Annotated in this window: 17 protein-coding genes; 5 read left to right on the top strand and 12 right to left on the bottom strand. The window is 55.8% G+C overall.

Annotated features, from left to right (window positions below):
• Window positions 1-53 precede the first annotated feature (53 nt).
• The 7 genes from K6123_RS07395 to K6123_RS07365 all read right to left on the bottom strand — a co-directional run bounded on the left by K6123_RS07395 (window position 54) and on the right by K6123_RS07365 (window position 10519).
• Complete coding sequence (locus tag K6123_RS07395; protein ID WP_221795949.1) at window positions 54-362, bottom strand: hypothetical protein; 309 nt, start codon at window positions 360-362, stop codon at window positions 54-56.
• Between the two features lie 142 nt (window positions 363-504).
• Window positions 505-1764, bottom strand: coding sequence for a mechanosensitive ion channel family protein (locus K6123_RS07390; RefSeq protein ID WP_221795946.1), 1260 nt, complete (start codon window positions 1762-1764; stop codon window positions 505-507).
• Window positions 1765-1953: 189 nt separating this feature from the next.
• Complete coding sequence (locus tag K6123_RS07385; RefSeq protein WP_221795944.1) at window positions 1954-3465, bottom strand: chorismate-binding protein; 1512 nt, start codon at window positions 3463-3465, stop codon at window positions 1954-1956.
• A gap of 376 nt (window positions 3466-3841) precedes the next feature.
• Entirely contained in the window at window positions 3842-5656 is a 1815-nt protein-coding gene (locus K6123_RS07380) for a GGDEF domain-containing protein (protein WP_221795941.1), read from the bottom strand.
• A gap of 104 nt (window positions 5657-5760) precedes the next feature.
• Entirely contained in the window at window positions 5761-8760 is a 3000-nt protein-coding gene (locus K6123_RS07375) for an ATP-binding protein (RefSeq protein ID WP_221795938.1), read from the bottom strand.
• A gap of 41 nt (window positions 8761-8801) precedes the next feature.
• A complete protein-coding gene (locus K6123_RS07370; RefSeq protein ID WP_221795935.1) occupies window positions 8802-9899 on the bottom strand; it encodes a response regulator in 1098 nt (365 codons plus the stop codon).
• Window positions 9896-10519 carry an Hpt domain-containing protein gene (locus tag K6123_RS07365; protein WP_221795932.1) on the bottom strand — a complete coding sequence of 208 codons (624 nt, stop codon included), beginning with the start codon at window positions 10517-10519 and terminating at the stop codon, window positions 9896-9898. The genes K6123_RS07370 and K6123_RS07365 overlap by 4 nt, the downstream gene beginning before the upstream one ends.
• A gap of 285 nt (window positions 10520-10804) precedes the next feature.
• On the opposite strand from K6123_RS07365, the gene K6123_RS07360 reads away from it, so the two are divergent.
• Window positions 10805-11626, top strand: a complete 822-nt coding sequence (locus tag K6123_RS07360; RefSeq protein ID WP_221795928.1) for a hypothetical protein — start codon at window positions 10805-10807, stop codon at window positions 11624-11626.
• Between the two features lie 71 nt (window positions 11627-11697).
• Here K6123_RS07360 and rlmB read toward each other — a convergent pair whose 3' ends face one another.
• From rlmB to K6123_RS23165, 3 genes are all read right to left on the bottom strand, one after another.
• Window positions 11698-12435 (bottom strand): 23S rRNA (guanosine(2251)-2'-O)-methyltransferase RlmB, encoded by a 738-nt coding sequence (gene rlmB, locus K6123_RS07355; RefSeq protein WP_221795924.1) that lies wholly within the window; start codon window positions 12433-12435, stop codon window positions 11698-11700.
• A gap of 69 nt (window positions 12436-12504) precedes the next feature.
• Window positions 12505-15228, bottom strand: a complete 2724-nt coding sequence (rnr, locus tag K6123_RS07350; protein WP_221795921.1) for a ribonuclease R — start codon at window positions 15226-15228, stop codon at window positions 12505-12507.
• 172 nt (window positions 15229-15400) lie between these two features.
• The gene (locus K6123_RS23165) at window positions 15401-15772 is read right to left on the bottom strand and encodes a gamma-butyrobetaine hydroxylase family protein (protein ID WP_343223970.1); all 372 of its coding nucleotides are present in this window, start codon (window positions 15770-15772) and stop codon (window positions 15401-15403) included.
• Window positions 15773-15918: 146 nt separating this feature from the next.
• Here K6123_RS23165 and K6123_RS07340 point away from each other — a divergent pair, with 146 nt between their 5' ends.
• The 3 genes from K6123_RS07340 (at window position 15919) to K6123_RS07330 (ending at window position 20860) form a co-directional block, all read left to right on the top strand.
• Entirely contained in the window at window positions 15919-17559 is a 1641-nt protein-coding gene (locus K6123_RS07340) for a methyl-accepting chemotaxis protein (RefSeq protein WP_221795916.1), read from the top strand.
• Window positions 17560-17716: 157 nt separating this feature from the next.
• Window positions 17717-19354, top strand: coding sequence for a methyl-accepting chemotaxis protein (locus K6123_RS07335; protein ID WP_221795913.1), 1638 nt, complete (start codon window positions 17717-17719; stop codon window positions 19352-19354).
• A 366-nt stretch (window positions 19355-19720) separates the two neighbouring features.
• Complete coding sequence (locus K6123_RS07330) at window positions 19721-20860, top strand: aminomethyl transferase family protein (RefSeq protein WP_221795910.1); 1140 nt, start codon at window positions 19721-19723, stop codon at window positions 20858-20860.
• A 72-nt stretch (window positions 20861-20932) separates the two neighbouring features.
• On the opposite strand, the gene hslU is transcribed toward K6123_RS07330, so the two are convergent.
• On the bottom strand, window positions 20933-22273 hold the full coding sequence (gene hslU / locus K6123_RS07325; RefSeq protein WP_221795907.1) for an ATP-dependent protease ATPase subunit HslU: 1341 nt from the start codon (window positions 22271-22273) through the stop codon (window positions 20933-20935).
• Window positions 22270-22824, bottom strand: coding sequence for an ATP-dependent protease subunit HslV (hslV, locus tag K6123_RS07320; RefSeq protein ID WP_221795904.1), 555 nt, complete (start codon window positions 22822-22824; stop codon window positions 22270-22272). Before hslV ends, hslU begins: the two co-directional genes overlap by 4 nt.
• A 146-nt stretch (window positions 22825-22970) precedes the next feature.
• Here hslV and K6123_RS07315 point away from each other — a divergent pair, with 146 nt between their 5' ends.
• The gene (locus tag K6123_RS07315; protein WP_221795901.1) at window positions 22971-23450 is read left to right on the top strand and encodes an FKBP-type peptidyl-prolyl cis-trans isomerase; all 480 of its coding nucleotides are present in this window, start codon (window positions 22971-22973) and stop codon (window positions 23448-23450) included.
• The last annotated feature ends 9 nt before the right edge of the window (window positions 23451-23459 follow it).

The following is a 23459-nucleotide window of genomic DNA, read 5'->3' as shown; positions in this document are numbered from 1 at the left end:
CTTTGCCAATACGACCAGTGTAACCAGAATCCGTTGCACAATTGGGGGGAATGTCAGCCTGATCCGCTTGCAAGCCTCGATAGCAGCCAGACAAACCCAAACGCTGCCAACAGGCATAACAGCAGTATTACGCTATAGCGGTCGAACACAGGCCGAGGGAGAGCGCTGCGACGGCGGGTCAGCCGCCAAAGTGTGCGAGCTGGCTGGGATTTGAAGCCTGACCAGCGACTGCCAAAGTAAAAAAACACAGCCCAGCCGAGCATAACGCTAATCACGGTAGTCCAGCGATGCTGTTCAGGTAGTTCAGGAAAGGCCGACTTGAACGCTACCACAAGCACCATATAGGGAATCAGCAGCAACATCCGCATATCCCGGCCGCGGGCGGGTTTCACCTGCCTGAGGATGCGTAATGGCTGGCCACAGTGCGGACAGTGGGTTTTTGATGCCAACTCCCACCACCAGCGCGGAGGAACCGCCTGATGGCAGAAGCGGCAGCAAGGTGCCTCAGACCAGACTGGCTGGCTGCTGGTTACTGTTGTTGCCGTTGACGTTGTTGCCGTTGACGTTGTTGCCGTTGACGTTGTTGAGGCTGGCGTTTGAATTGCTGCTGGCGGCTCTGCCATGGCTGTGCTCCACCGGTCCTTGTGGGGTTGTCATGATGTTGGGCACCTGAGTATTGGCCTGCAGCATTTCTGCCGGCATAGAATCCAGATGCAGGGTACGAGTCGGGAAGGCACAGTCGGCACCGTTGGCGTGCACCACTTCGAGAATCTTCAGCATGACATCCTGTTTAATCTGGTGAAACTGAACCCAGTCCGTGGTTTTGGTGAAGCAATAAACAAAGAAATCGAGGCTGGATGCACCAAAGCTGTTGAAGTTGACGATCAGTGTCTGCCCTTGATCAATCTCCTCATGATTGCGCAGCATGTCCCGTACGCCATCAATCACCGCATGCATCACCCGGCTGTCCTGATAACGGATGCCAATGGTTTCATAAATACGGCGGTTCAACATCCGCGAAGGGTTTTCCACCGCAATACTAGTGAAGATCGAGTTTGGTACATATAACGGCCGCTTGTCGAAAGTGCGAATACAAGTAACCCGGAAGCCAATGCTCTCAACGACACCTTCGATATTGCGATCCGGTGAACGAATCCAGTCGCCAACCCGGAACGGACGGTCCATATACACCACAATCGATCCAAAAAAGTTGGCCAGCAGATCCTTGGCCGCCAGACCCACGACCAGGCCGCCAACACCACCAAATGCCAGCAAACCGGAAATGGTAATTCCCAGTGCCTGCAAAATTGGCAGCACCATCAGGATAATCACGACCACGCGGGCAATCTTGCCAACCAGCTCAATGGTTGTGGGATCCGCCCCACGGGAAATCTGCCGATGTTCAACCCGGTTAATCAACCGCCAGACAGCCCAGGACACCAACACGATCAACGACAACTGACGCGCCAACGGAATGCTGGTCATCACGCCAAGGTCAAAATTGCGGGCGGTAATGTCCGCCACCCAGCTGGCCCCCACCGCCAGAATGATCCAGTTAACCGGCACTGCGATGGCATCGACAACCACATCGTCCCAATGATTGCGGGTACGGGTAACCAGCTTCAGCAAACGGTGGCGGGCGATACGCCAGAAGAAACCGGCAGTCAAGGTGATGGTCAGCGCAATCGCAACATCCCAGAACCAGTCATAGTTCTGGCTCACCAGATCCTGCCACCAGCCGGTGGCGGAAATTTTTTCAAACATAAACAGAATCCATCAGCAGTCTGGTAGCGGATTATGCCACCCGGCCATATGAAAAAAATATCTTGCTGGCGTGGGGGCATTCTCAATAAGTCAATTGAAAACGCCTCTGGGACATCGATGGAAGGAATGTGTTGCAAGAAATTCGCTGGCAGACGGAGCCATCTGCCAGCAGGGTCAGCAGACCGACGGTTAATGGGTCGCCGACATCTGCATCTGGAACCAATAATCCTCCAGCTGACCAATCACAATGCCAGTGCCGTCGTCGTTGCTGCTGGAATCATCAATACCAACCCCACTGCAAACCCGGGCGGTGCCATCGCGAACCACCACACATTGGCTGGCAACACAGCTTTGCATGTCGCCTGCGCCAGACAGCACAGCCACAGTGCCACCATAAATATCACGGCGGCTGGAGATACAGTCCCGTACAAACGGCAAGCTGTTGATGCGGCGAATCTCGGCCACAGAGCCAACCTTGAGGTAACTTTCAAACACACCCAGCGCATCCAGCGACGGCGGAATATGCCCATGAACCCGAAAAGCAAACGGTGAACTCTCGGTATCCCGGGCCAGCACCAGCTCACGGGTCGCATTAGCGTCTGTACGACTCAATTCCGCCAGCATACGCATCGCGGCCTTTTCCTTGTCACCCACCCCCATGGCCAGATCCAGCCAGGCACTGGTATTGGCACCAGATCCCGGAATTGCCTTGCAGGGCATTACACCAACCCGGGGATAAACATCCAGACTGCGTTTTTGCGACTGAAACTCCACCGCGACTTCCGAGGAAGCACCATAGGCCTGACAGTCCGGACTGGAAAAATAGAACAGATAACCTTCGGTTTGCTGGCTGCCCAGATGCAGGTAATTCGCCAGCGGGTCCATACAGTCATAGGAAAAACTGCGCGACAGCAGCAGTTTCTGGATATCCCCGTCAGCAACACAACGGCGCGCCGATTCAACCCAGTCATGGAAAGCATCGTCTGCACCTTCCGCCATCAATGGCGCGACATGGGTTTCGAATTTCAGTTTCTGATTCAGGGCCCACTCATAACGGTCGGCAAAGTCGGTCAGCCAATAGCCCTGTTCAGCCCAGTCCATGGCATCAAACGCCAAAGCGCAGGTATGCAAGACTGCGGTAGACCGGGAATGCTCGACCTCCAGCCAGGTTTCGGCCAGATAGAACTCGTAATCCGGTTGTCCCTGGGCCTGCTGTTTGGTGGATGGCTGGGCATCATCATTGGCACGAGCCAGTAAATCAGCTGCAAAATAGCCTCCCATTAATACGGACTCACCGGCTGCTCCGCCACCAAACTGGAAAATCCGCAACGCTTCGAGATTTTGCAGGCTGGCAACGGCCGCAGATTCTGTCAGCGCCGGGCTTTGCAGCACCAGCAGGTCATCATCCGGATGATACAGGCGGGTGAACTCCGCCAGACGGGACTCAATCCAGCCAAGCCAGCGACGCGCCGAATAGGTACAGGCGCGAAATTCAATGCGGGCACCACGACACTGAATGTGCAGGGCCGGTTGCAGAATCACTTTGGAAGTCTGGCGATGGTGGCTGGCAGCATGGATGGTTTCCAGCACAAACAGGTATGACGTTTCCTTGTCGAAACAGTGTAACCAGTCCGACGATCTCGAATAGGTAACCGCTTTTTGTTGCCAGTTCAGGTTATCCGGTACTCGTAATGCCGACATGGTAGATATTCCTCAATCCCTGTGACGTCACCGGCCAGCCCGGACAGACGCCATCCGACACTGCTGTTCCGGCAGTGCCTTGCCAATAATTCATTTGGAGAGTTGCTATCCTTGTGGCCGGCTGCGGACGCAGTGCGACGATCCCTGATGGCCTGTCTCTGGAGAGAAATCCGGCTGGCGGGCACAAACCGTAGTAGCCCTGAAGACAAGCAATCCCCGGCTATGCTACCTCTGTACGTTTTCTGGTCAACGGCCGCAATTTGCGCCATTCATGGTATTGCTACCCAGATCACTGTTACGCCTGAATAATATTGGTTTTCGTGACAAATATCTCAATAAAATGTGCTATCAAAAGTGAACCAACCGACGCAGAGAGTCAGGATTCCAGTCCCAGGCCAATATCTCCGGGCGGAGTATATTCCAGAGCCGACAGGCGGTACTGGTCACGACCATTGTGTTTGGCTTCATAGAGGGCTTCATCAGCCCATTTGATGCACTGTTCCAGACTCGTTGCCGCAGTCGGGTTGTACATGGCAACGCCGATACTGCAACGCACCTGCAGGGTTTCGTCAGCGGTAACGGCGACTGCCAGCTGGCGCACCCGTTCCAGAATACGCTGGCACACCACTTCCGCTTCTTTCAGCGAATGACACACCACCAGCGCGATGAATTCCTCACCGCCATAACGATACAGATTATCCTGTTCCCGCAGGGTCTGGCCGACGGCGGCCGAAAAAGCCATCAGCACCTTGTCGCCAACGTCATGGCCCCAGCCATCGTTAATCCGTTTGAAAAAGTCGATATCGAGCAGTAATACCGCCATCTGCTCCTGGCCGCGTTTGAGCTGCTCCGGCAAGCTCTCCAGCCGTCGCTCCAGCGCCCGTCGGTTGGGAACATGGGTGAGCGCATCGAGCTCGCTTTCATCCCGCAAGGTGACAATTTTTTCCGCCAGCCGGTCGCCCTTGAAGATTACGGCGCCGAAATACACCCGCTTGCCGACAGTAATACGACTGACTGTCGCCTGAATCGGAATGGTTTCGCCACTGGCAGTCAGCGCCATGATGCGGCCGGGATCGTCCAGGTTGTAGCTGACGTTACGTCCCTTGGAGCCAAAGCCCTGCATCAGCTTGTCATGACGATGACGGGAAGCCTGGGGAATAAAGTCGTTTAATTCCATCTTTTTGAGCTGTTCCAGCGGCCAACCGAACATTTCCTCAGCTGCCCGGTTGGCTTCGAACACGTGTTTGTTTTCATCAAACATCAACAAGGCAGCGCCGCTGCTTTCCAACACCAGGCTGATGCGGGCTTCCGCCAGCTGACGGGTTTCACTTTCGTGCTGTAGTGCGTTTGCCCAGTCATCCATACTCTGGGCACCAAGGCTGAGCACCAGCAATCCGATGATCGCCATGCCCACCGCCAGCACCGCGATCGAGGTGGCATTATCAGTCAGGCCTTCAAGTACCAGCTGCTGTAATAGCCAGCCACCGAATAACGGCAGCAACAGCATCGGTAACACCAGACTGCGATAAAAACGGCCGCCAGCAGTATCGCGATAGATCAGCTTGTTCATCGAGCTGCGTCGCAGGCGCGCGCCCAGCAGCACAAAAAACGCCATAAAACCCAGACTGGCATGCCAGTCCATCAACGACGAGCGGCTCATGCCAGCAACCGCAAACGGCTGATAAATCCAGATAAACAGGGTCATCAGGGCTGGTGCGATACCGGCCAGGAGCAACAGGTCATTGACCCTTGGATCATGCCAGCCACCAACGGCAGAGCGCACCAGCAGCATGCCTGCCATCAGCATGCAAATGGCGGTCGATTTACTTGGCCGCAGAAACAGATCGGTATCCAGATCCGGCCGTAACCAGTGATCCGGCCCGGCATCAATACCGATCATGTATTCAGCCAGTGTCACCAGTCCAAGCAGTAACAACCCCCAACCGGCGGTGATCGACAGCCAATAACTGCGGGGCGACTGCAAGCCAACCAGGCCACAACCCGCCAGTGCCAGACCAATACCCGTGTTCGGTTTCATGGATGGGAAATCCGGCAAATATCCCTGAATCCAGACCAGCGGCATCCACCAGCCGACCAGCACCAGCAAACCAACCAGCGTCAAACCGCCGCCAAGCAAGGCAGACAGCCGCTCGACCCAGAGTTTGTTCAAAGCAAGTTTGGCAAATAACATGGCATTAACCTGATCCATCACCTGATGCTATTGGCATCGTTGTCGTATTCATTGGCACATCTGCTGTAGCCATTTGTTCTATTACCTTGCCCCGGCACAGGGAATCAGTGATTCGGGGCCAACAACTGCTGGATTTGCTGGCGGGTCTGTTGCCAGACCTCCAGAAATTCCAGCCACCAGGTTTCTTCAACAGGCGCCGCCTGGGAATCAGGTAACTGATCCAGCAGCTGGCACAGCGCCACCAGCTGCACATGTCCTGCAGCCTGACGCAGCCGTCCCGCCAGTTCACGGAAACCTGCCGGCTCCTGTCGTAGCGAGGCCAGCAAGCTATCTACCTGACCAAAACGATCGAGGAAGCGCTGCAGAAAACCGAGGTACTTCTGCTGCGAACCCCAGCTGGTAATCGCTGCTGCCAGATCCAGCATTGAGGTATCTGCCGCCTGCGCCGCAGCCGATAAGCCGGTCTCACTGTCCAGCAGTTGCGGCACATAATCACTGATCGCCTGCTGCAACTGTTGCAAGGTAAACGGCTTGGCGAGGAACCCGCACATGCCAGCATCAAGGGCATCGCGGCGTTGTTCATCAGTCACTCCAGCGGAGCAGGCCAGCACCGGCAAGTCTCGTCGATGTTTGATCAGATGCAGACGGCGGGTAGTCTGATAGCCATCCAGCTGCGGCATTTGCAGGTCCATCAACACCAGATCCAGCCGCGCTGATTCATCAGCCAGGAAATACAGCAGCTCACTGCCAGAGCTGAAGGTCAGCACGTCTGCGCCCCACAGCTTGAGGAACGACTCCGCCACTTCGAGGTTGAAATCGTTGTCATCCACCACCGCCAGCCGCTTGCCATTCAATGACAGCAGCGGAATTTCATCCGAGACCCGGGGCAGCTCGGATGCATCCATCAGCTGAGCCTGAATACGGAACCAGAAACAGGTACCCTTGCCGACTTTGCTTTCCACTTGCAAATGGCTGCCCATCAGTTCGACCAGTCGGCTGGAAATCGACAAGCCCAGCCCGGTACCACCAAACCTGCGGGTAATCGAGGTATCCGCCTGCGAGAAAGCCTGAAAGACCTGCTGGCATTGCTCGTCCGACATGCCAATGCCGCTGTCTTCAACCCGGAATTCCAGTTCACAGCTGTGATCCATCAGGTTTTCAGCTCTCAGCACCAGCCGTACATAACCGGATTCGGTAAATTTGATCGCGTTGCTGATCAGGTTGATCAGCACCTGCTCAAGCCGTAAACGGTCGCCGCGCAATACCATGTCGAGGCCAATGTTGTGCTGAACCTCGAATACCAGTGATTTGCGGCTCAGCCCGACTTCAAACATGGCGCGCAGGTTGTCAGCAACTTCCGTCAACGCGAACGGCACCTGCTCCAACACCAGCTTGCCCGCGTCGATTTTGGAGTAGTCGAGTACGTCGTTGATGATGCGCAGCAACGAGCTGCCGGCCTGGTTGATTTTGCGCACCATCTCCCGGTCCTGTGGCACCAGCTGACGGCTGAGACAAAGCAGCTCGCTCATCCCCAGGATGGCGTTCATCGGGGTACGAATTTCATGGCTCATGTTGGCCAGGAAGTCGCTTTTGGCCCGCGCGGTACCCAACGCTTGCTGTCGCGCCTGCTGCAGGAAGTCGATCTGCTGCTGGTGATTGGTCTCCAGCTGCTGCTCCGCCCGCAAGCGGCCAGTGGCGTCATCAATCCGTGCAATAACATGTGGCTCACCACCGATGAGACACTCTTTCAGCATGATCTCGGCAGTAAAGTCCGAACCGTCCTTACGACGGGCCTGGGTGCGATAGTCCTTGCCAGTGCGGCGGGCTTCTTTCTGGATGCGGGGAACCTCCATACGCCAGTTCCGTTTGTGACGCAGTACGGCCGACAACAGCATTTCCGCCTGACTGCCCTCCAGTTCCTCGCGCTGGTAACCAAAGATTTCGCATACCCGGTCGTTGACCATCAAAATCCTGCCACTGTAATCAAACACCAACATGCCACCCGCCGCCGCGTTAAAAACGCTGCGAATACGTTCTTCATCTTCCCGGTAACGATTGAGATGTTGTTGCTCTTCCAGCTGTTGTTTACGGAAGCCCAGCTGGCGCCGATACAACTCAAACACCACCAGCATCACCAGCCAGATCAGTGAAGCTACCGCCAAATAGCTGTAGCGGTAGCTGCGTTCCAGATTGGCCAGTTGCTTCGGGTTAATCTGGCTCAGCATCAAACCCATGACGGGGGCTGGCAGGACTGTATTGGCGGCTGATGGATAACCAATGGGTAATACCACCCAGTCATCCGCCAGATTGAGGCCATCTACCTGGCCCTGGCGATATTGTTCCAGATGGTGCCAGTCGAGCTGGCGGCGGGACGGCGGATCACCGAGCAACCAATGAGGATTATTTTCGTGCCGATAGGCGCTGACACCCGGCTCGAACACCAGCTCGATCATGCCCAGGTCACTATCGATCCATTCGCTCATCAGCTCCATGGTGTGCTGCAGGGCAATGTTGATCATGATAAACGCCCGCGTTTTGCCACTCGGGCTGGTAATCCGGGCCCCCAGCCTCATGGTCAATAACAGTGGCTGCTCAAGCTGGCCGTTTTCAACATTGAAGTCGACCGGGCTGATGTAAATCTGGCCAGGCTCCAGTTTTTGCAGCCCGCCCAGATAATAACGGGACTGCTTGTTCTGTAACTTGCCGGAATTCTCACGCGGCGATGACACCTGCACCGATGGACGCCCAAACAGCGGCCGTGGCTTGTCAACCCGGTAGAGTTCCTGACCGCTTTCATCCAGCAACCGCACCTGATAAATATCCGGGTTACGATGCAACAAGCTTTCGAAGGCGTTCAACCGACCGGAATCATCGCCACGTTCCCGTTGCTGCAGGTACTCGATTACCGGCCGTTCGGTCCTCACGCTGTCGAGCAAATCGATATCGTGGGAAACCTGTGACTGCAGCATGGAAACGGCCGCCGCCATGTGGAAGCGTTGCTGCTCAACCAGATCCAGTTTCTCGTCTCGCAGACGGATTTCAGCCAACCACCAGGCGGCCGCCAGCAGCAGCAGTAACAGGCCGATACTCCAAACCTGCCGCAATCGCTCCTGGCCCGGGAGTGGCGGTATTCTGCGGGCTGCCATCAGAGTTTGTTGACCGCATCAAGAATGGTTTGCAGATCCTGTTCCAGCGTTGTCGAGGCGTCTTCAAGATCCATGATTTCATCCACGCCACGCTCGACCGTCGTCATCAGCAGGTTTTCCTGGGTTTCTTCCAGCCCCCACGACAGGAAGGAGTCATGCAGACGCCCCAGTACACGCTCCAGAATTGCCCTGCTGCGCTGCCGATGCTGCTGGTTCGCCTGCTCAAAGCGTTGCAGCGCAGCACGGCTGCGCTCGATCAGATAACGACTCTGCTGAGCATGTACCAGCGCTTCCAGCTTGGGTTGCACGCCTTCCAGAATGGTCGGGATATGGTCGCGATAGCGGCCTCGCAGATCTTCATTGGCTGGCATGTTTTTCACCAGCAGCGACAACTTCTGGAAGTTGAAGATCGCCCGCTGGCCGCGTTCAACGATGCGCCCCGCCCCTTGCAACCGGTGTAACAGTTCCTGCTCCAGAGCCGTCGCGCTACTCGATGAACTGAAATGCTGCATGCTGTCGGCGTGGCGAATCTGCAACACGGTGTGGCAACCAAAACGGCCAATACAATCGACAATCTGCTGACCCAGCTGGGTCATGTTGGTGACCTGATTCAGTTGCTTCATAAAGTCCAGCACTATGCCCAGTTCACCGGCGTTGGTGAGCGCCGTCATGGCCGTCTGGAAAGCGTCATGCTGACGTTCCTGCAAGGCAACTGTTTGCTGCTGACGCTGCAGGCAGTTATGAATCTTGTTAAGCAGGATCTGGCTGTTGAACGGTTTGGTGATGTAATCCACCGCACCAGCTTCCAGCCCCATCAGTTTTTCTTCGGTGCTGGTGTTGGCCGACAGAAAAATGACATCAATATCGTCGTAGCGGCTGTCCGACCGGATCTCCCGACAGGTTTCGTAACCATCGAGCTCCGGCATCGACACATCCAGTACGATCAGATTTGGCAAGTCACCGGCTTGCAGCCATTGCAGGCAGGCCTGACCACTCAACACTGCGTTGACCCGGTACTCGCCGACCAGCTGATTCATCAGCAAGGCGATGTCGTCCCGGCTGTCGTCGACCAATAAAATATGAGGCTGGGCTTTCATTGATTGTCCCCCAGACGCGTGAGCAGGTTGGCAATCGCCTCACAGCTGCTGTCGATATCAAAGTCATAGAGGCAGTCCAGCAAGGCTTGCAGTTCGGTTTGCATACCCGCCTGCTGCAGCTCCGGCGCCAGTTGCTCAATCTGCTGCAAGGCCCGGCCATAATCCTTGCGAATCAGCTCGGCAGCCTCCTGCAGCGCCAGCTGCAAGCCATGCAGCTCCTCTTCCGGCCTGACCACGGCTGCCGTTGGCGGTTGTTGATCATGTACCTCAAGTGCCGCAGCCGTGCTGGCCAATAAACTGGCGAGCAGGTTTTCCAGCGCCGTCAGCTGCGCCGACGACGGCGGCTTGTGCTGCTTCAACTGCTGTTCCATGGTGCTGACCAGCTGCCACAACTCACTGGCGCACATATTGCCCGCCATGCCCTTGAGCTGGTGCAACCAGGCTCGCAGGGCTTCAGCATCAGCCTGCTGCAGGAGCTGCTGTAACTGCGCTGGCGCTGTCGCCAATTGCTGCTGGAAGCTGCCCAGCAATCGCCAGAACAGATCGTGGCGCTGGTTCATGCGTTCCAGTGCGGCAGCCGCGTCAATACCCACAACGACTGGTACAGAAGGAGCGTTCATCGAAAATCACCTGACAAAAGATACAATCCCTGTCGTAACGATAGACGTTATCCAGACAGGTGAAGCCGTCCTGACAGGAAAGGGAGATGTTAAGAATTCCGTAAGAATTGAGCCGCCGGGCGGATATTCAGAAATCAGCGACCAGACAGTGAGAAGCCCGTCATAGAACCGCCAGAAACAGACTCATGAACACCAAACTGTTCCATAAATGATCATTTCATTACGCTTTATGAAGTAATAACATCCACGTCCCTATCAATACCCGCACCCGAATTCAGGTCTTTCATGAAATCCGCTGTAACCCTGCTCATTTTTTGCTTGTCCCTGCTGCCCGCCATCAGTCAGGCCAGCCAGAACACCAACCTGCGCCAGCAAGGCCAGTGGTATGGCTACTGGGGCTGGAACAATGCCACCTACTCTGACTCGGATATTCATTTTGAAGGTGATGACTACGACTTCACTCTGCATAACGTCAGCGCCAGTGATCGCCAGACGCCATTCAGCTTTGCCCAGGTATTCCACAGCTACCTGAACCCGGGCCGTCTGACCATTCCGCAGTACAACTGGCGGTTTGGCTATTTTGTGCAGGACAACTGGGCACTGTCGCTCGGCTGGGACCACATGAAATATGTGATGGATCAGAACCAGGTGGTCACCATGACTGGCACCAACAACCGCAGCGGTTATGAAAAAACCGACCCGGCGCCGGAACAGAAACAGCTGACCGATGACTTCCTGACCTTTGAGCACACCGATGGCTTTAACCAGCTGTCACTGGAAACCGAAGTGTTCCTGCCGCTGCTGCAATTCGGCGAAGACATGGACATCGCCCTGTTTGTCGGTGGCGGAGCCGGTATTCTTTACCCGAAGAGCAACGTCAAACTGATGAGTGGTGTGCGTAACGACGAATGGCACGTCGCCGGTTACAGCACGCTGGTGAAAATCGGCGTTGAAGCCAACCTCTGGAAAGGCCTGTTTGTGCGCTTTATCGGCAAATACGGTTATGCCGATATGGATGACATCCTGACCAGCCCGGACAGTAGCGACCGCGCCAGCCAGACCTTCTATTACGATGAATATATTGGTGCCGTGGGTTACCGCTTCTAAGCCCTCACTGACAACCATAAAAAAGCGAGCCTTGAGCTCGCTTTTTGGTCTCTGCAAACCTTCAGACGCAGTTACAAACTGCGCTGACGCACGGCTTCAAACAGACAGATACCGGTCGCTACGGAAACGTTGACCGAGCTGACTTCACCAGCCATCGGAATATTGATCAGGTGATCGCAGTGTTCGCGGGTCAGTCGACGCATACCGGAACCTTCCGCGCCCATCACCAGTGCCAGCGGGCCTTTCAGATCCTGCTGATAGACAGAGGCTTGCGCTTCACCGGCAGTGCCGATGATCCAGATACCCCGTTCCTGCAGTTCTTTCATGGTACGCGCCAGATTGGTGACCTGTACGTAAGGCACCACTTCGGCAGCACCACAGGCAACCTTGGCAGCAGTCGCATTGAGCGGCGCAGATTTGTCTTTCGGCGCAATGACCAGCTGCACACCAGCAGCATCGGCGGTGCGAATACAGGCGCCGAGGTTATGCGGATCGGTAACCCCATCCAGAATCAGGATAAATGGCGTGCCTTCGATCTTGTCGAGAATATCCGGCAGGTTGCGTTCACTGGCCTGCTGAATCGGTTTACGGAAGGCAATCACGCCCTGATGGTTGCCGTCGACTTTCTGGTTCAGCAGCCCTTTATCGGCTTCACGAATGGCCACTCCCTGTTGCTGGGCTTCGTCCAGCACCCGCTCCATTCGCTGGTCGAGGCGGCCTTTTTGTACCCAGACTTCCACCACCTGATCCGGGCTGCGTTGCAGCAATGTGGTTACGGCGTGGAGTCCATAGACGGCTTCGAGTTTCATGCATTCTTCCAGGTGTTCGATTAGGGAGTAGCGGCCAGCAGACTGGCCACCGGGTTATCTCAGCCGCGCTTATTTGGCGGCTTTTTTCGGCTTGCTGCTCTTGCGAGCGGCTTTTTTCTTACCCGCCGCAGCTTTCGCTGGTGCGGCTTTTTTGGCATTCAGCTTCTGCCGTTTGCTGGGCTTTTTCTTGTCGGACTTTTTGCTGGCCGCTGCGGTACTATCACCAGTAGCTCCGGCAGCAGCACTCTTGCTGGTACCAGCCGGAGCCGCTTTACGGGCGCCAGCTTTCTTGGCTGGCTTGCGTTTCTGACCGGCTTTTTTCGGTCCGAAGGGACGGTCGTCAGCGATCACATCGACCAGTTCGCCAGTCATCGGATCAACAGCCTTGCCCATGTCAGCGCGGGTGCGGCTGGTCGGCGCTTTGCGAGTCGACGGCTTTTTACCCGGACGCAAGGTGCTTTCTTCAACGCCTGCCGGTGTCGCCACCCGCTTGCGTGGCAATCGTGCCGGTTCCGGTAAGCTGGCGCGTTTGGAGCCAGACGGCGCAGTGGCCATTTCAAAGTCGATCTTGCGCTCGTCCAGATCCACCCCGGTGACCATCACCCACAGCGAGTCGCCAAGACGGAAACTGCGCCGGGTACGTTCGCCCGTCAAACGGTGTTTGACGGCGTCAAAGTGGTAATAGTCGTTGCCGAGCGAGGAGATATGCACCAGGCCTTCGACATAGACGTCTTTCAGTTCAACGAACAAACCAAAGCCGGTTACCGCTGAGATCACCCCTTCAAAGACTTCACCAACGCGATCCTGAATGTATTCACACTTGAGGAAATCGGTAACGTCACGGGTGGCATCATCGGCGCGGCGTTCGGTCATTGAGCAGTGCTCGCCCAGCGAAATGATCTGCGCCATGTCGTATGGATAGATGCCTGGCTTGGCCAGCAGGCCGGCACCGTCTACCCGTACCGCATTACTGCATGGCAGCTCGGAACGAATCACGCTGCGAATCGCCCGGTGTACCAGCAAGTCCGGGTAACGACGAATCGGTGAGGTGAAGTGGGTGTAGGCCTTGTAGGCCAGACCAAAGTGGCCCTGGTTATCAGGCTGATAAACCGCCTGGCTCAGGGAACGCAGCAATACCGTCTGGATCAGGTGGGAATCCGGCCGCTCGCTGATCTGTTCAAGTAACGCCTGATAGTCTTTGGGATGCGGGTCGGCCTTGCCGGTGTTGATCGACAGCCCCATTTCACCCAAGAACGAGCGCAGGTTCTCGAGTTTTTCGGCACTTGGACCGGCGTGTACCCGGTACAGGCAAGGCACTTCGTATTTCTGCAGGAAGGTCGCCGTACAGACGTTAGCGGCCAGCATGCATTCTTCGATCAGCATGTGGGCGTCGTTACGTTCGGTCGGTACGATTTCCTGAATCTTGCGTTCAGAGTCGAACTGGATGCGGGTTTCGACGGAATCAAAGTCCATCGCACCGCGCTCTTCACGCTTGCCACGCAGCAGTTTGAACAAGCCGTACAGGTTGTCGATATACGGCACCAGTTCGGCGTAATGATCACGCCAGGCCTGGCCTTCGTCGGTGATTGGCTGCTGCAGCATCGACCAGACCTTGTTGTAGGTCAGCCGTGCATGAGAGTGGATGATGCCTTCCATAAACTTGTAGCCGGAGATATTACCGGCTTTGGAAATGGTCATCTCACAGACCATCACCAGACGGTCAACGTTCGGGTTCAGCGAGCAGAGGCCGTTGGAGAGTTTCTCCGGCAGCATCGGCACCACAAAGCCGGGGAAATATACCGAGTTACCACGGCCATGAGCTTCGATATCCAGTGCCGTCGCTGGTTTGACGTAATGGGAAACGTCGGCGATGGCTACGTACAAGCGCCAGCCACCGGTTTTCTTGTTCTGCTCACAGAACACGGCATCGTCGAAGTCGCGGGCGTCTTCACCGTCGATGGTAACAAACGGCAGGTGGCGCAGGTCGACCCGGTACTGTTTGTCGGCTTCGGCCACTTCGTAGGGGATGGCGTCGGTTTCGCTCAGTACTGCATCGTTCCACTCGTGGGGAATGTCATGGCTGCGAATAGCGACTTCAATTTCCATTCCCGGCGCCAGGTGCTCGCCCAGAATTTCAACCACTTTGCCCAGTGGCATGCCACCCGGATTTGGTTGCTGGGTGATGTCGACTACCACAAACTGGCCGTGCTCGGCACCATTACGACCTTCTGGCGGAATCAGCACTTCGAGGCTGACTCGCTTGTTGTCCGGCTGCACCACGCCAACACCAGCCTGATCGAAATAACGCCCCACCAGCTGTTTGGTGTTGCGTTCAAGGATCTGCACAATCTTGCCTTCCGGCCGACCACGACGGTCGAGGCCAAGGATCTGCACAGCTACCTTGTCGCCGTGAAAGACCTTGCGCATCTGACGGTTGGACAGGTAAATGTCATCATCACCGTCACGCAGAACAAAACCAAAGCCGTCCTTGTGACCCATCACCATACCGGTGATCAGATCGACTTTTTCCAGCGGGAAAAACTGGTTGCGACGGTTGCTCATCAGCTGGCCGTCACGACACATGGCGATCAGTCGCCGTCGCAGGGCTTCAACCCGCTCTTCCTCGGTTTCAGCCAGCGCCTCACAGACCTCTTCATGAGTCAGCGGTCGATTGGCCTGCTCCAGAAATGCCAGCAAAGCCTCACGGCTGGGTACCGGGTTGTCGTATTTCTGTGCTTCCAGCGCCGCATTCGGATCGTTGATGACTGGATGTTTGGAAGGGGAATCCGCCAAGAGTCGGCTCCTTATATTGATGATTGATGGGTGGTCACCCGACCACCAGCCAGGCGCATGGAAGGCCCGGCGGATTGATCTGTTTTCACGACTGCCATTGAGTATACCCTGAAGCAGCGTCAACACTGCTATCCAGGCCCGAATTATGGCTGATTACTGCGACCTGAAAACGTCACAGCGGACGAATATTGATCAGGCCGCTGTCACGGCTGGCACCTGCCTGCTGCAGCTGCTGCAGGTATTCCTGCCACAGGCTATCGTGATTCAGGCACAGGTGACGCAGGTAGTTCCAGTCGTAGAGACCGGAGTCGTGGCCGTCATCGAACACCAGTTTGAGGGCGTAATTGCCCGCCGGTTCGATACGTAACAACCCGACATCCTTCTTGCCGGTTTGCAGAACGCCATTGCCAGTACCATGACCACGAACTTCCGCCGACGGCGACCAGACCCGCAAAAACTCAAAGCTCAGGGCAAAGGTTTCAGCGCCCCAGCTTAATTCCACACAACGACTTTTCGTTCTGACTTTTATGCCATCAGGCTTCACAAATTTTTCTCCCGGCCGATTAAACCTGTTGAGGCCAAAATATAACCTAGACTTAAAAACAGTAGTAATAAAACCCAGTGACGCATGCCTACGCCCCTGGCTGTACGTAGTCATGGTTTCCGTCTTTCCCAGATAGGTAACGCATCATGTATTCGCTTCGAAAAATCAGTATCAAGGCCCGGCTCTGGTTGCTGTTGGCAGCCACCGTCGTCTGCATTGGCATTATTCTGGTTCAGTCCCTCAGCCAGACCTACGAAGCCACCCTGGCTGCCAAAAAAAACTTCGTCAAACAGCTGATCGATGACTCCTACAGTGTGGTCGAGCACTACGGCAAGCTGGCCAAAGAAGGCATTATGACGGAAGCCGATGCTCAAGATGCAGCCCAAAAAGTGCTGATGGCCAAGCGCTATGACAATGGTGAAGGCTACTACTTCGTAACCTCTCCGCAAAACATCATGGTCGCCCATCCGCTCAAGCCCGAGCTGGTTGGCAAGGACCTTAGCCAGAACCAGGATGCCAAAGGCAAGTACCATTTCCGTGAAATGACCCAGGTGGCAACGGCCAACCCGGAAGGTGGTTTTGTCCGTTATTTTTGGGAACACCCTAACTACAAGGAACCGCTGGAAAAGATCAGCTACGTCAAACTCTACAAGGACTGGGGCTGGATCATAGGCACCGGCGTGCACACCCAGGACATCATAGAAGCCAATAAAAAAGTCGCTACCGGGCTGATGATTACCACTGCCGTTTTCATGGCCTTGCTGATTGCCATCATCATGCTGATCGCCAGCAGCATTCGGCGTCCACTGAGCGATCTCAACAGCGCCATGGCCGATATTGCCCGTGGTGAAGGCGACCTGACCCGCCGCTTGCCAACCGACGGTAACGATGAAATTACCGCCATCGCCAATGGTTTTAACGGCTTTGTCAGCACCATTCACAAGCTGGTAACCGAAAGCCAACAGGCGTTGCAAACCCTCACCCGGTTATCCAGTGACATTACCTCCTCCAGTGATGCCACCCACAAAATGACCGATGGCCAGCTGCTGCAAACCGATCAGGCCGCCACCGGCTCCCACGAAATGAGCCTGACCATTCGCGAAGTTGCCGGTAATGCCGAACGTGCTGCCGAGTCCGCCCGCGACGCCGATGACAATGCCAAACGCGGTTTGCAAACCATGCAACAAACCCGTGAACGCATTATGGATCTGGCCACCAACATCGAAGAATCCAGTCGGGTGATTCGAGGCCTGCAGGCAGAAACCGAGTCGATTGGTTCGGTATTGGATGTGATCCGCGGTATCGCCGAACAAACCAATCTGTTGGCCCTCAACGCGGCCATCGAAGCTGCCCGTGCCGGTGAACAGGGCCGTGGATTTGCAGTGGTCGCCGACGAGGTTCGAACTCTCGCTTCACGCACCCAGGAGTCCACCGAAGAAATCAATTCAATGATTTCGCGCCTGCAACAACAGGCCAGCCAGGCGGTTGACTCAATGGAAGCCAACGCCCGCAACTCTGAAGCCACCTCGGAAATGTCGCGTTTCGCCAGCGAAGCCATCGACGCGATTTCCCATGCGGTTGGCACCATCTCGGAAATGAACCTCAGCATTGCCGGTGCGGTGGAGGAACAAAGTGCCGCCGCCAACGAAATCAGTGGCAGCATCAATGAGATTGCTGATGCCTCTCGCAACATTGCCAACAACATGGGTCACAACCGCCAGACTGCCAGTCAGTTGCAACAATGCACCCAGAATCTCAGCAGCCTGATTGAGCGTTTCAAGATTTAACGTCTAGGCTCCAGGTAGCCAGGGTCACAGAGAGCAACTTGCTCCTGTCAGCCTGCGGCCATCAATTTTAAAAATGATCACAAAGCCTGTCATGGACACGCAGGCTTTTGTTTGCACCAACCGCAGGATGCCAGCCGTTTGTTATGGAGACTCCGGCATGAATTTTTTACGACAATTTTCCATCGCCATGCGACTCTGGACTCTGCTAGCCATTGCCGTGCTATCCGCCTTGATCGTCTACGCGGTCAGCCTGAACAATAGCCGCACGGTGCTGGAACATTCCAAGCAGGACAGCATTCGCTACCTGGTCGACGCCGCCTTTTCCGTGCTGGAGCGGTATGCCGAGCTGGAAAAACAGGGCATGCCAACCGCAGAAGCCCAGCGCCAGGCCAAAGAAGCCATCAAGGCAATGCGCTACGATGGTGGCGTTGGCTATTATTTTATCCAAAGCCTCGACGGCACCATGGTGATGCACGCCACCAATCCCAAACTGGATGGCAAAGACATGCGTGATTCAAAGGATGCCAAGGGCGTATTGATGTTCCAAAACGCCAATGACGCCGCCATGAGCAGCCCGCAAGGCGGCTTCAGCTATTATCACTGGCAGCACCCGGGCCGTAATGAAATCGCCCAGAAAGTCTCCTTTCAGCGACTCTATAAGCCCTGGGGCTGGGTACTTGGTACCGGCGTTTATCAGGATGATATCGACGACCTCTTCTTTGATAACCTCAAGGCCGTGTTACCCATCATGATCACCCTGATCCTGTTGATGGTTGTCATCGCCTGGGTAATCTCCCGCAGCATTATTACGCCACTGGGACAAATCGACCGTTCAATGCGCAATATTGCCAGCGGCGAAGGTGACCTGACCCAGCGCCTGCACAAAGACGGCAACGACGAAGTCAGCGGCATCGCCAACAGCTTCAACATCTTTGTAGAAAGCATCCAGAACCTGGTACGGGAAAGCAAATCCACCGCCACCGCCCTCAGCTCACTGACTGGTGATGTTAAACAGCTGAGCCAGCAAACCCGTCATATGACCGAAAGCCAGCTGATGCAAACCGACATGGCGGCCACCAGCTCACACGAAATGAGCCAGGCCATTCAGGAAGTTGCCAGCAGTGCCGAACGTGCCGCCGAAGCCGCTCGCGATGCCGATGACAACGCCAAACGCGGCTTGCAAACCATGCAACAAACGGCGGAACGGATTGCTGAACTGGCTGGCAATATCGAACAATCCAGCTCGGTTATCCGCCAGCTGCGGACAGAGTCTGACTCGATTGGCTCGGTACTGGATGTGATTCGTGGCATTGCCGAACAAACCAACCTGCTGGCACTGAACGCCGCCATCGAAGCCGCCCGTGCCGGTGAACAGGGCCGTGGCTTTGCGGTGGTCGCTGATGAAGTTCGCACCCTCGCCTCCCGTACCCAGGAATCCACCGCCGAGATCAACAAGATGATCACCCGCCTGCAAGGCCAGGCGGCAGAAGCCGTACAAACCATGGAAAACAGCGCCAGCCACTCGGAAGCCACCTCGGAAATGGCCCGCTACGCCAGCGAAGCGATTTCCACCATTTCCGAAGCCGTCGGCACCATCTCGCAAATGAACCTCAGCATCGCCGGTGCGGTGGAAGAACAAAGCGCAGTGGCCAATGAAATTAGCAGCAACGTGCAGCAAATTGCCGGTGAAGCCAGCAGCATTGCCGACAACGCCAGCCATAGCGAAGATGCCGCTGCCAAACTGGATCACAGCAGCGCCAGCCTGCTGAAAATGATCGAACGCTTCCGCACCTGATCCCAGTCGCCTCAGGTCCACACAAAAACGCCGCTGCGGTTCTGCAACTGCAGCGGCGTTTTAATTCCCGCCAGAATCCTTACCAGGCTCCCGTCACCCCATACAGACCCAGCCATTCCCCTCTGTTTCAGCAGAGCTGTCCGATGAAATTTGCACCAAAAACAGCACCACAACAGCCTGGCGCCCTCTGGTGGAACAAAATCGACATCAAATAGACGCTCACAGAGATATAAAGAATATTAATTTCCTGTTAGGAATCATGACATTATCGATTATGGTGCGGGATTTGCTTTTATTTTGGAGAATATTTTTACCCTGCAAGGAAAACTCATAATCCTTGCAGCCTCTCATGTAAAGGAGCACGACATGGCAAACTCCTGGCGTATAGCCGCCCTGGCCAATAAACACAAAGCGATGGGTTCCAATCTGGAAGACTGGAATGGCATGCCCACCGCCTGGACTTATTCCAACAGCGGCTACACCCTGGCGGACGAGCATGAAGCGATCCGCACCAAGGCTGGCCTGATGGATGTATCAGGTCTGAAGAAAGTGCACTACGTAGGGCCTCATGCTGAAAGCTTGCTGGAATGGGCGACTACCCGCGATATTTCCAAGCTGTATCCGGGCAAGGCGGTTTACGCCACCATGCTCAACGATGCGGGCAAATTCATCGACGACTGCGTGATCTACCGCACTGGCCCGAACGCCTTCATGGTGGTGCACGGCACTGGCCGTGGCTACGAGCAGCTGGTCCAGGCTGCGCTGGGCAAAAACGTTGCCGTACTGTTCGATGACGACATGCACGATCTGTCGCTGCAGGGCCCTGCCGCTGTTGATTTCCTCGCTGAGCACATTCCCGGTATCCGCGACCTGCCCTACTTCCACCACACCCACGCTCGCCTGTTCGGTTGCCCTATCACCATCTCCCGTACCGGTTACACCGGTGAACGCGGCTACGAGATCTTCTGTAAAGCAGCCGATGCCGAGACGATCTGGGACGGTATTCTGGAACAGGGCAACGATTTCGGCATTATCCCCTGCTCCTTCACCGCACTGGACTGGCTGCGCACCGAGAGCTACCTGCTGTTCTACCCGTTCGATAACTCCGAGATGTACCCGTTCGAGAACGAACCGGCCGGTGACACTCTGTGGGAGCTGGGTCTGGACTTCACCGTATCCAAGGACAAGACCGACTTCTGCGGCGCTTACGAGCACTTCCGCCTGCAAGGCAAGGAGCGCTTCAAGATCTTCGGCGTGCTGCTGGATGGTAAAGACGCCGCAAAAGAGGGTGACGAGCTCTGGGCTGACGGCAAGAAAGTGGGTGTCATCACCTGCGCCATGTATTCCCGTCTGACCGACCGCTCGATGGCAATCGCCCGTATTGAAGTACCGTACGCTGAACAGGGTACGCCGCTGCAGGTCAAGGGTAGCCTTGAGGTATCGGCTATTTCCCATACCCTGCCGTTCGACGATCCAGAGAAGCAAAAGCGCATCGCCAAGGGCTGATTCAGCCCCGGCGCAAACAAAAACGCCGCTGCGGTTCTGCAACCGTAGCGGCGTTTTTTGCTGCCGGAATCCTTACAGAATAAACTGGCTCAGATCCTGGTTACGGGAGACTTCACCCAGCTGCTCATCAACATAGGCGGCGTCGATAATTACTGCCTCTTGCAGGTCGGTGGCATCAAACGACACCTTCTCCAGCAGCCGTTCCATAATGGTGTGCAGACGACGGGCACCAATGTTTTCGGTGCTTTCGTTAACGTCATAGGCGATTTCTGCCAGTCGCTTGATAGCATCCGGGCGGAATTCCAGCTCGACACCTTCGGTTTTCAGCAACGCCCGGTACTGCTCGGTCAGCGAGGCATTGGGTTCGGTCAGAATGCGTTCGAAGTCATTTGGTGTCAGCGCCTGCAGTTCCACCCGGATTGGCAGACGACCCTGCAGTTCCGGAATCAGGTCAGACGGCTTGGCCAGATGGAAAGCACCGGAAGCCACAAACAGGATGTGGTCGGTCTTGACCATGCCGTGTTTGGTGCTGACGGTACAGCCTTCAATCAATGGCAGCAGGTCACGCTGTACACCTTCGCGGCTGACATCACCGCCGGTGCCGCTTTCACCACGCTTGGCAACCTTGTCGATTTCGTCGATGAAGACGATACCGTTCTGCTCTACCAGCTCCAGCGCACGGATTTTCAGCTCTTCCATGTTCAACAGCTTGGCGGCTTCTTCGTCACGCAGGATTTTCATCGCGTCAACGATCTTCATCTTGCGCCTGGCTTTCTTCTCCTGGCCCATGCTGGAGAACATGTTCTGCAGCTGGCTGGTCATTTCTTCCATACCAGGAGGAGCCATGATTTCAACGCCAACCGGCGCTTGCGCCACGTCGATGTCAATTTCCTTGTCGTCGAGATCGCCCTGACGCAGTTTCTTGCGGAATACCTGACGGGTGGAAGAATCTTCGCGTTTCGGCTCGGTGGTGGTGTCCCAGTCAGTGGCCGTGCGGGCTGGCGGCAGCAGTACGTCGAGAATACGTTCTTCCGCCAGTTCTTCGGCGCGATTGGACTGCTTGGCCATTTCCTGCTCGCGCAGCAACTTGATACCGGTTTCCATCAGGTCACGAATGATGGATTCAACGTCCTTGCCGACATAGCCCACTTCGGTGAACTTGGTCGCTTCAACCTTGATGAAGGGTGCGTTGGCAAGCTTGGCCAGACGCCGGGCGATTTCGGTTTTACCAACCCCGGTCGGGCCAATCATGAGGATGTTTTTGGGCGTTACTTCGTCGCGCAGCTCTTTTGGCAGCTGCATCCGGCGCCAGCGGTTACGCAGGGCAATCGCCACTGAACGTTTGGCGTCGTGCTGGCCAACAATATGGCGGTCCAGCTCGTGAACAATTTCGCGCGGGGTCATCTGGCTCATGCGGATACTCCGGTCTGACCGGCATCGGCACCGTCCAGACATTCAATAGTCATTTGGTCATTGGTGAATACACAGATTTCACCGGCAATGGCGAGGCTCTTTTCGGCGATGTCACGGGCATTCATGTCGGTATTGCGCAGCAACGCACGGGCCGCTGCCAGCGCATAATGGCCACCGGAACCGACCCCGATCAGGTCTTCCTCAGGCTGCACCACATCACCGTTACCTGTGATGATCAGCGAGGCGGTGTGGTCTGCCACCGCCAGAATCGCTTCGAGCTTGCGCAGCGCACGGTCTGAACGCCACTCTTTCGCCAGCTCAACCGCCGCCCGGGTCAGTTGACCATGGTGCTGCTGCAGCTGTGCTTCAAATTTTTCAAACAGCGTGAATGCATCCGCTGTGCTGCCTGCAAAACCGGCCAGCACCTTGTTGTTGTACAGCCGACGGACCTTGCGGGCGTTGCCTTTCATCACTGTGTTACCGAGTGAAACCTGGCCATCTCCGGCAATCACCACCTGGTCGCCACGGCGTACGGATACAATCGTTGTCATGAACTTTTCCTGTTGGCTTTAAGCTTGGTTGTGAGAAATGGGGGCAACAAAGCTGAAATCAAGGGAATCCCCAAACAAGCTGCAAGGAATTGCCTGATTGGCTTTCGCCACCGATACTGTGACCGCAAATTTCAGTGAGACTCACCATGATCAAGGCAAATTCTGTTGTAGAACTGCACTATTCGCTGGCCGACAGCGATGGTAACCAGATTGAAAGTACCCGTGGCGGCAACCCCATCATGTACCTGCATGGTCACGACCAGATGCTGGCAGCTTTTGAAAAAGCCATCGAAGGTCAGGAAGCGGGTACCGTGCTGGAAGTCAGCCTCAGCCCGGAACAGGCTTATGGCCAACCCAAGCCAGACGCCACCATGCGGATTCCGTCGAAGCACCTGCAAGGCTCGAAAACCTGGAAGGCCGGTATGCTGGCCGATGTGATGACCGAAAATGGCCCGCGCAAGGTACGGGTAGTGAAGCCGGGCCGTTTTATGGTGGAAGTGGATACCAACCACCCGCTGGCCGGTAAAAGCCTGGTGTTTACCGTGCAGATCATCAGTGTGCGCGATGCCACCTCAGAAGAGCTGGCCCATGGCCATGCCCACGCTGGCGGCTCCTGCGGTCACTAAGGTTTGACC

The organism is Oceanobacter mangrovi (assembly GCF_019740315.1).
In the GTDB taxonomy this organism is placed as follows: Bacteria; Pseudomonadota; Gammaproteobacteria; order Pseudomonadales; family Oceanobacteraceae; genus Oceanobacter; species Oceanobacter mangrovi.
This window is presented reverse-complemented; position numbering and strand designations above follow the sequence as displayed.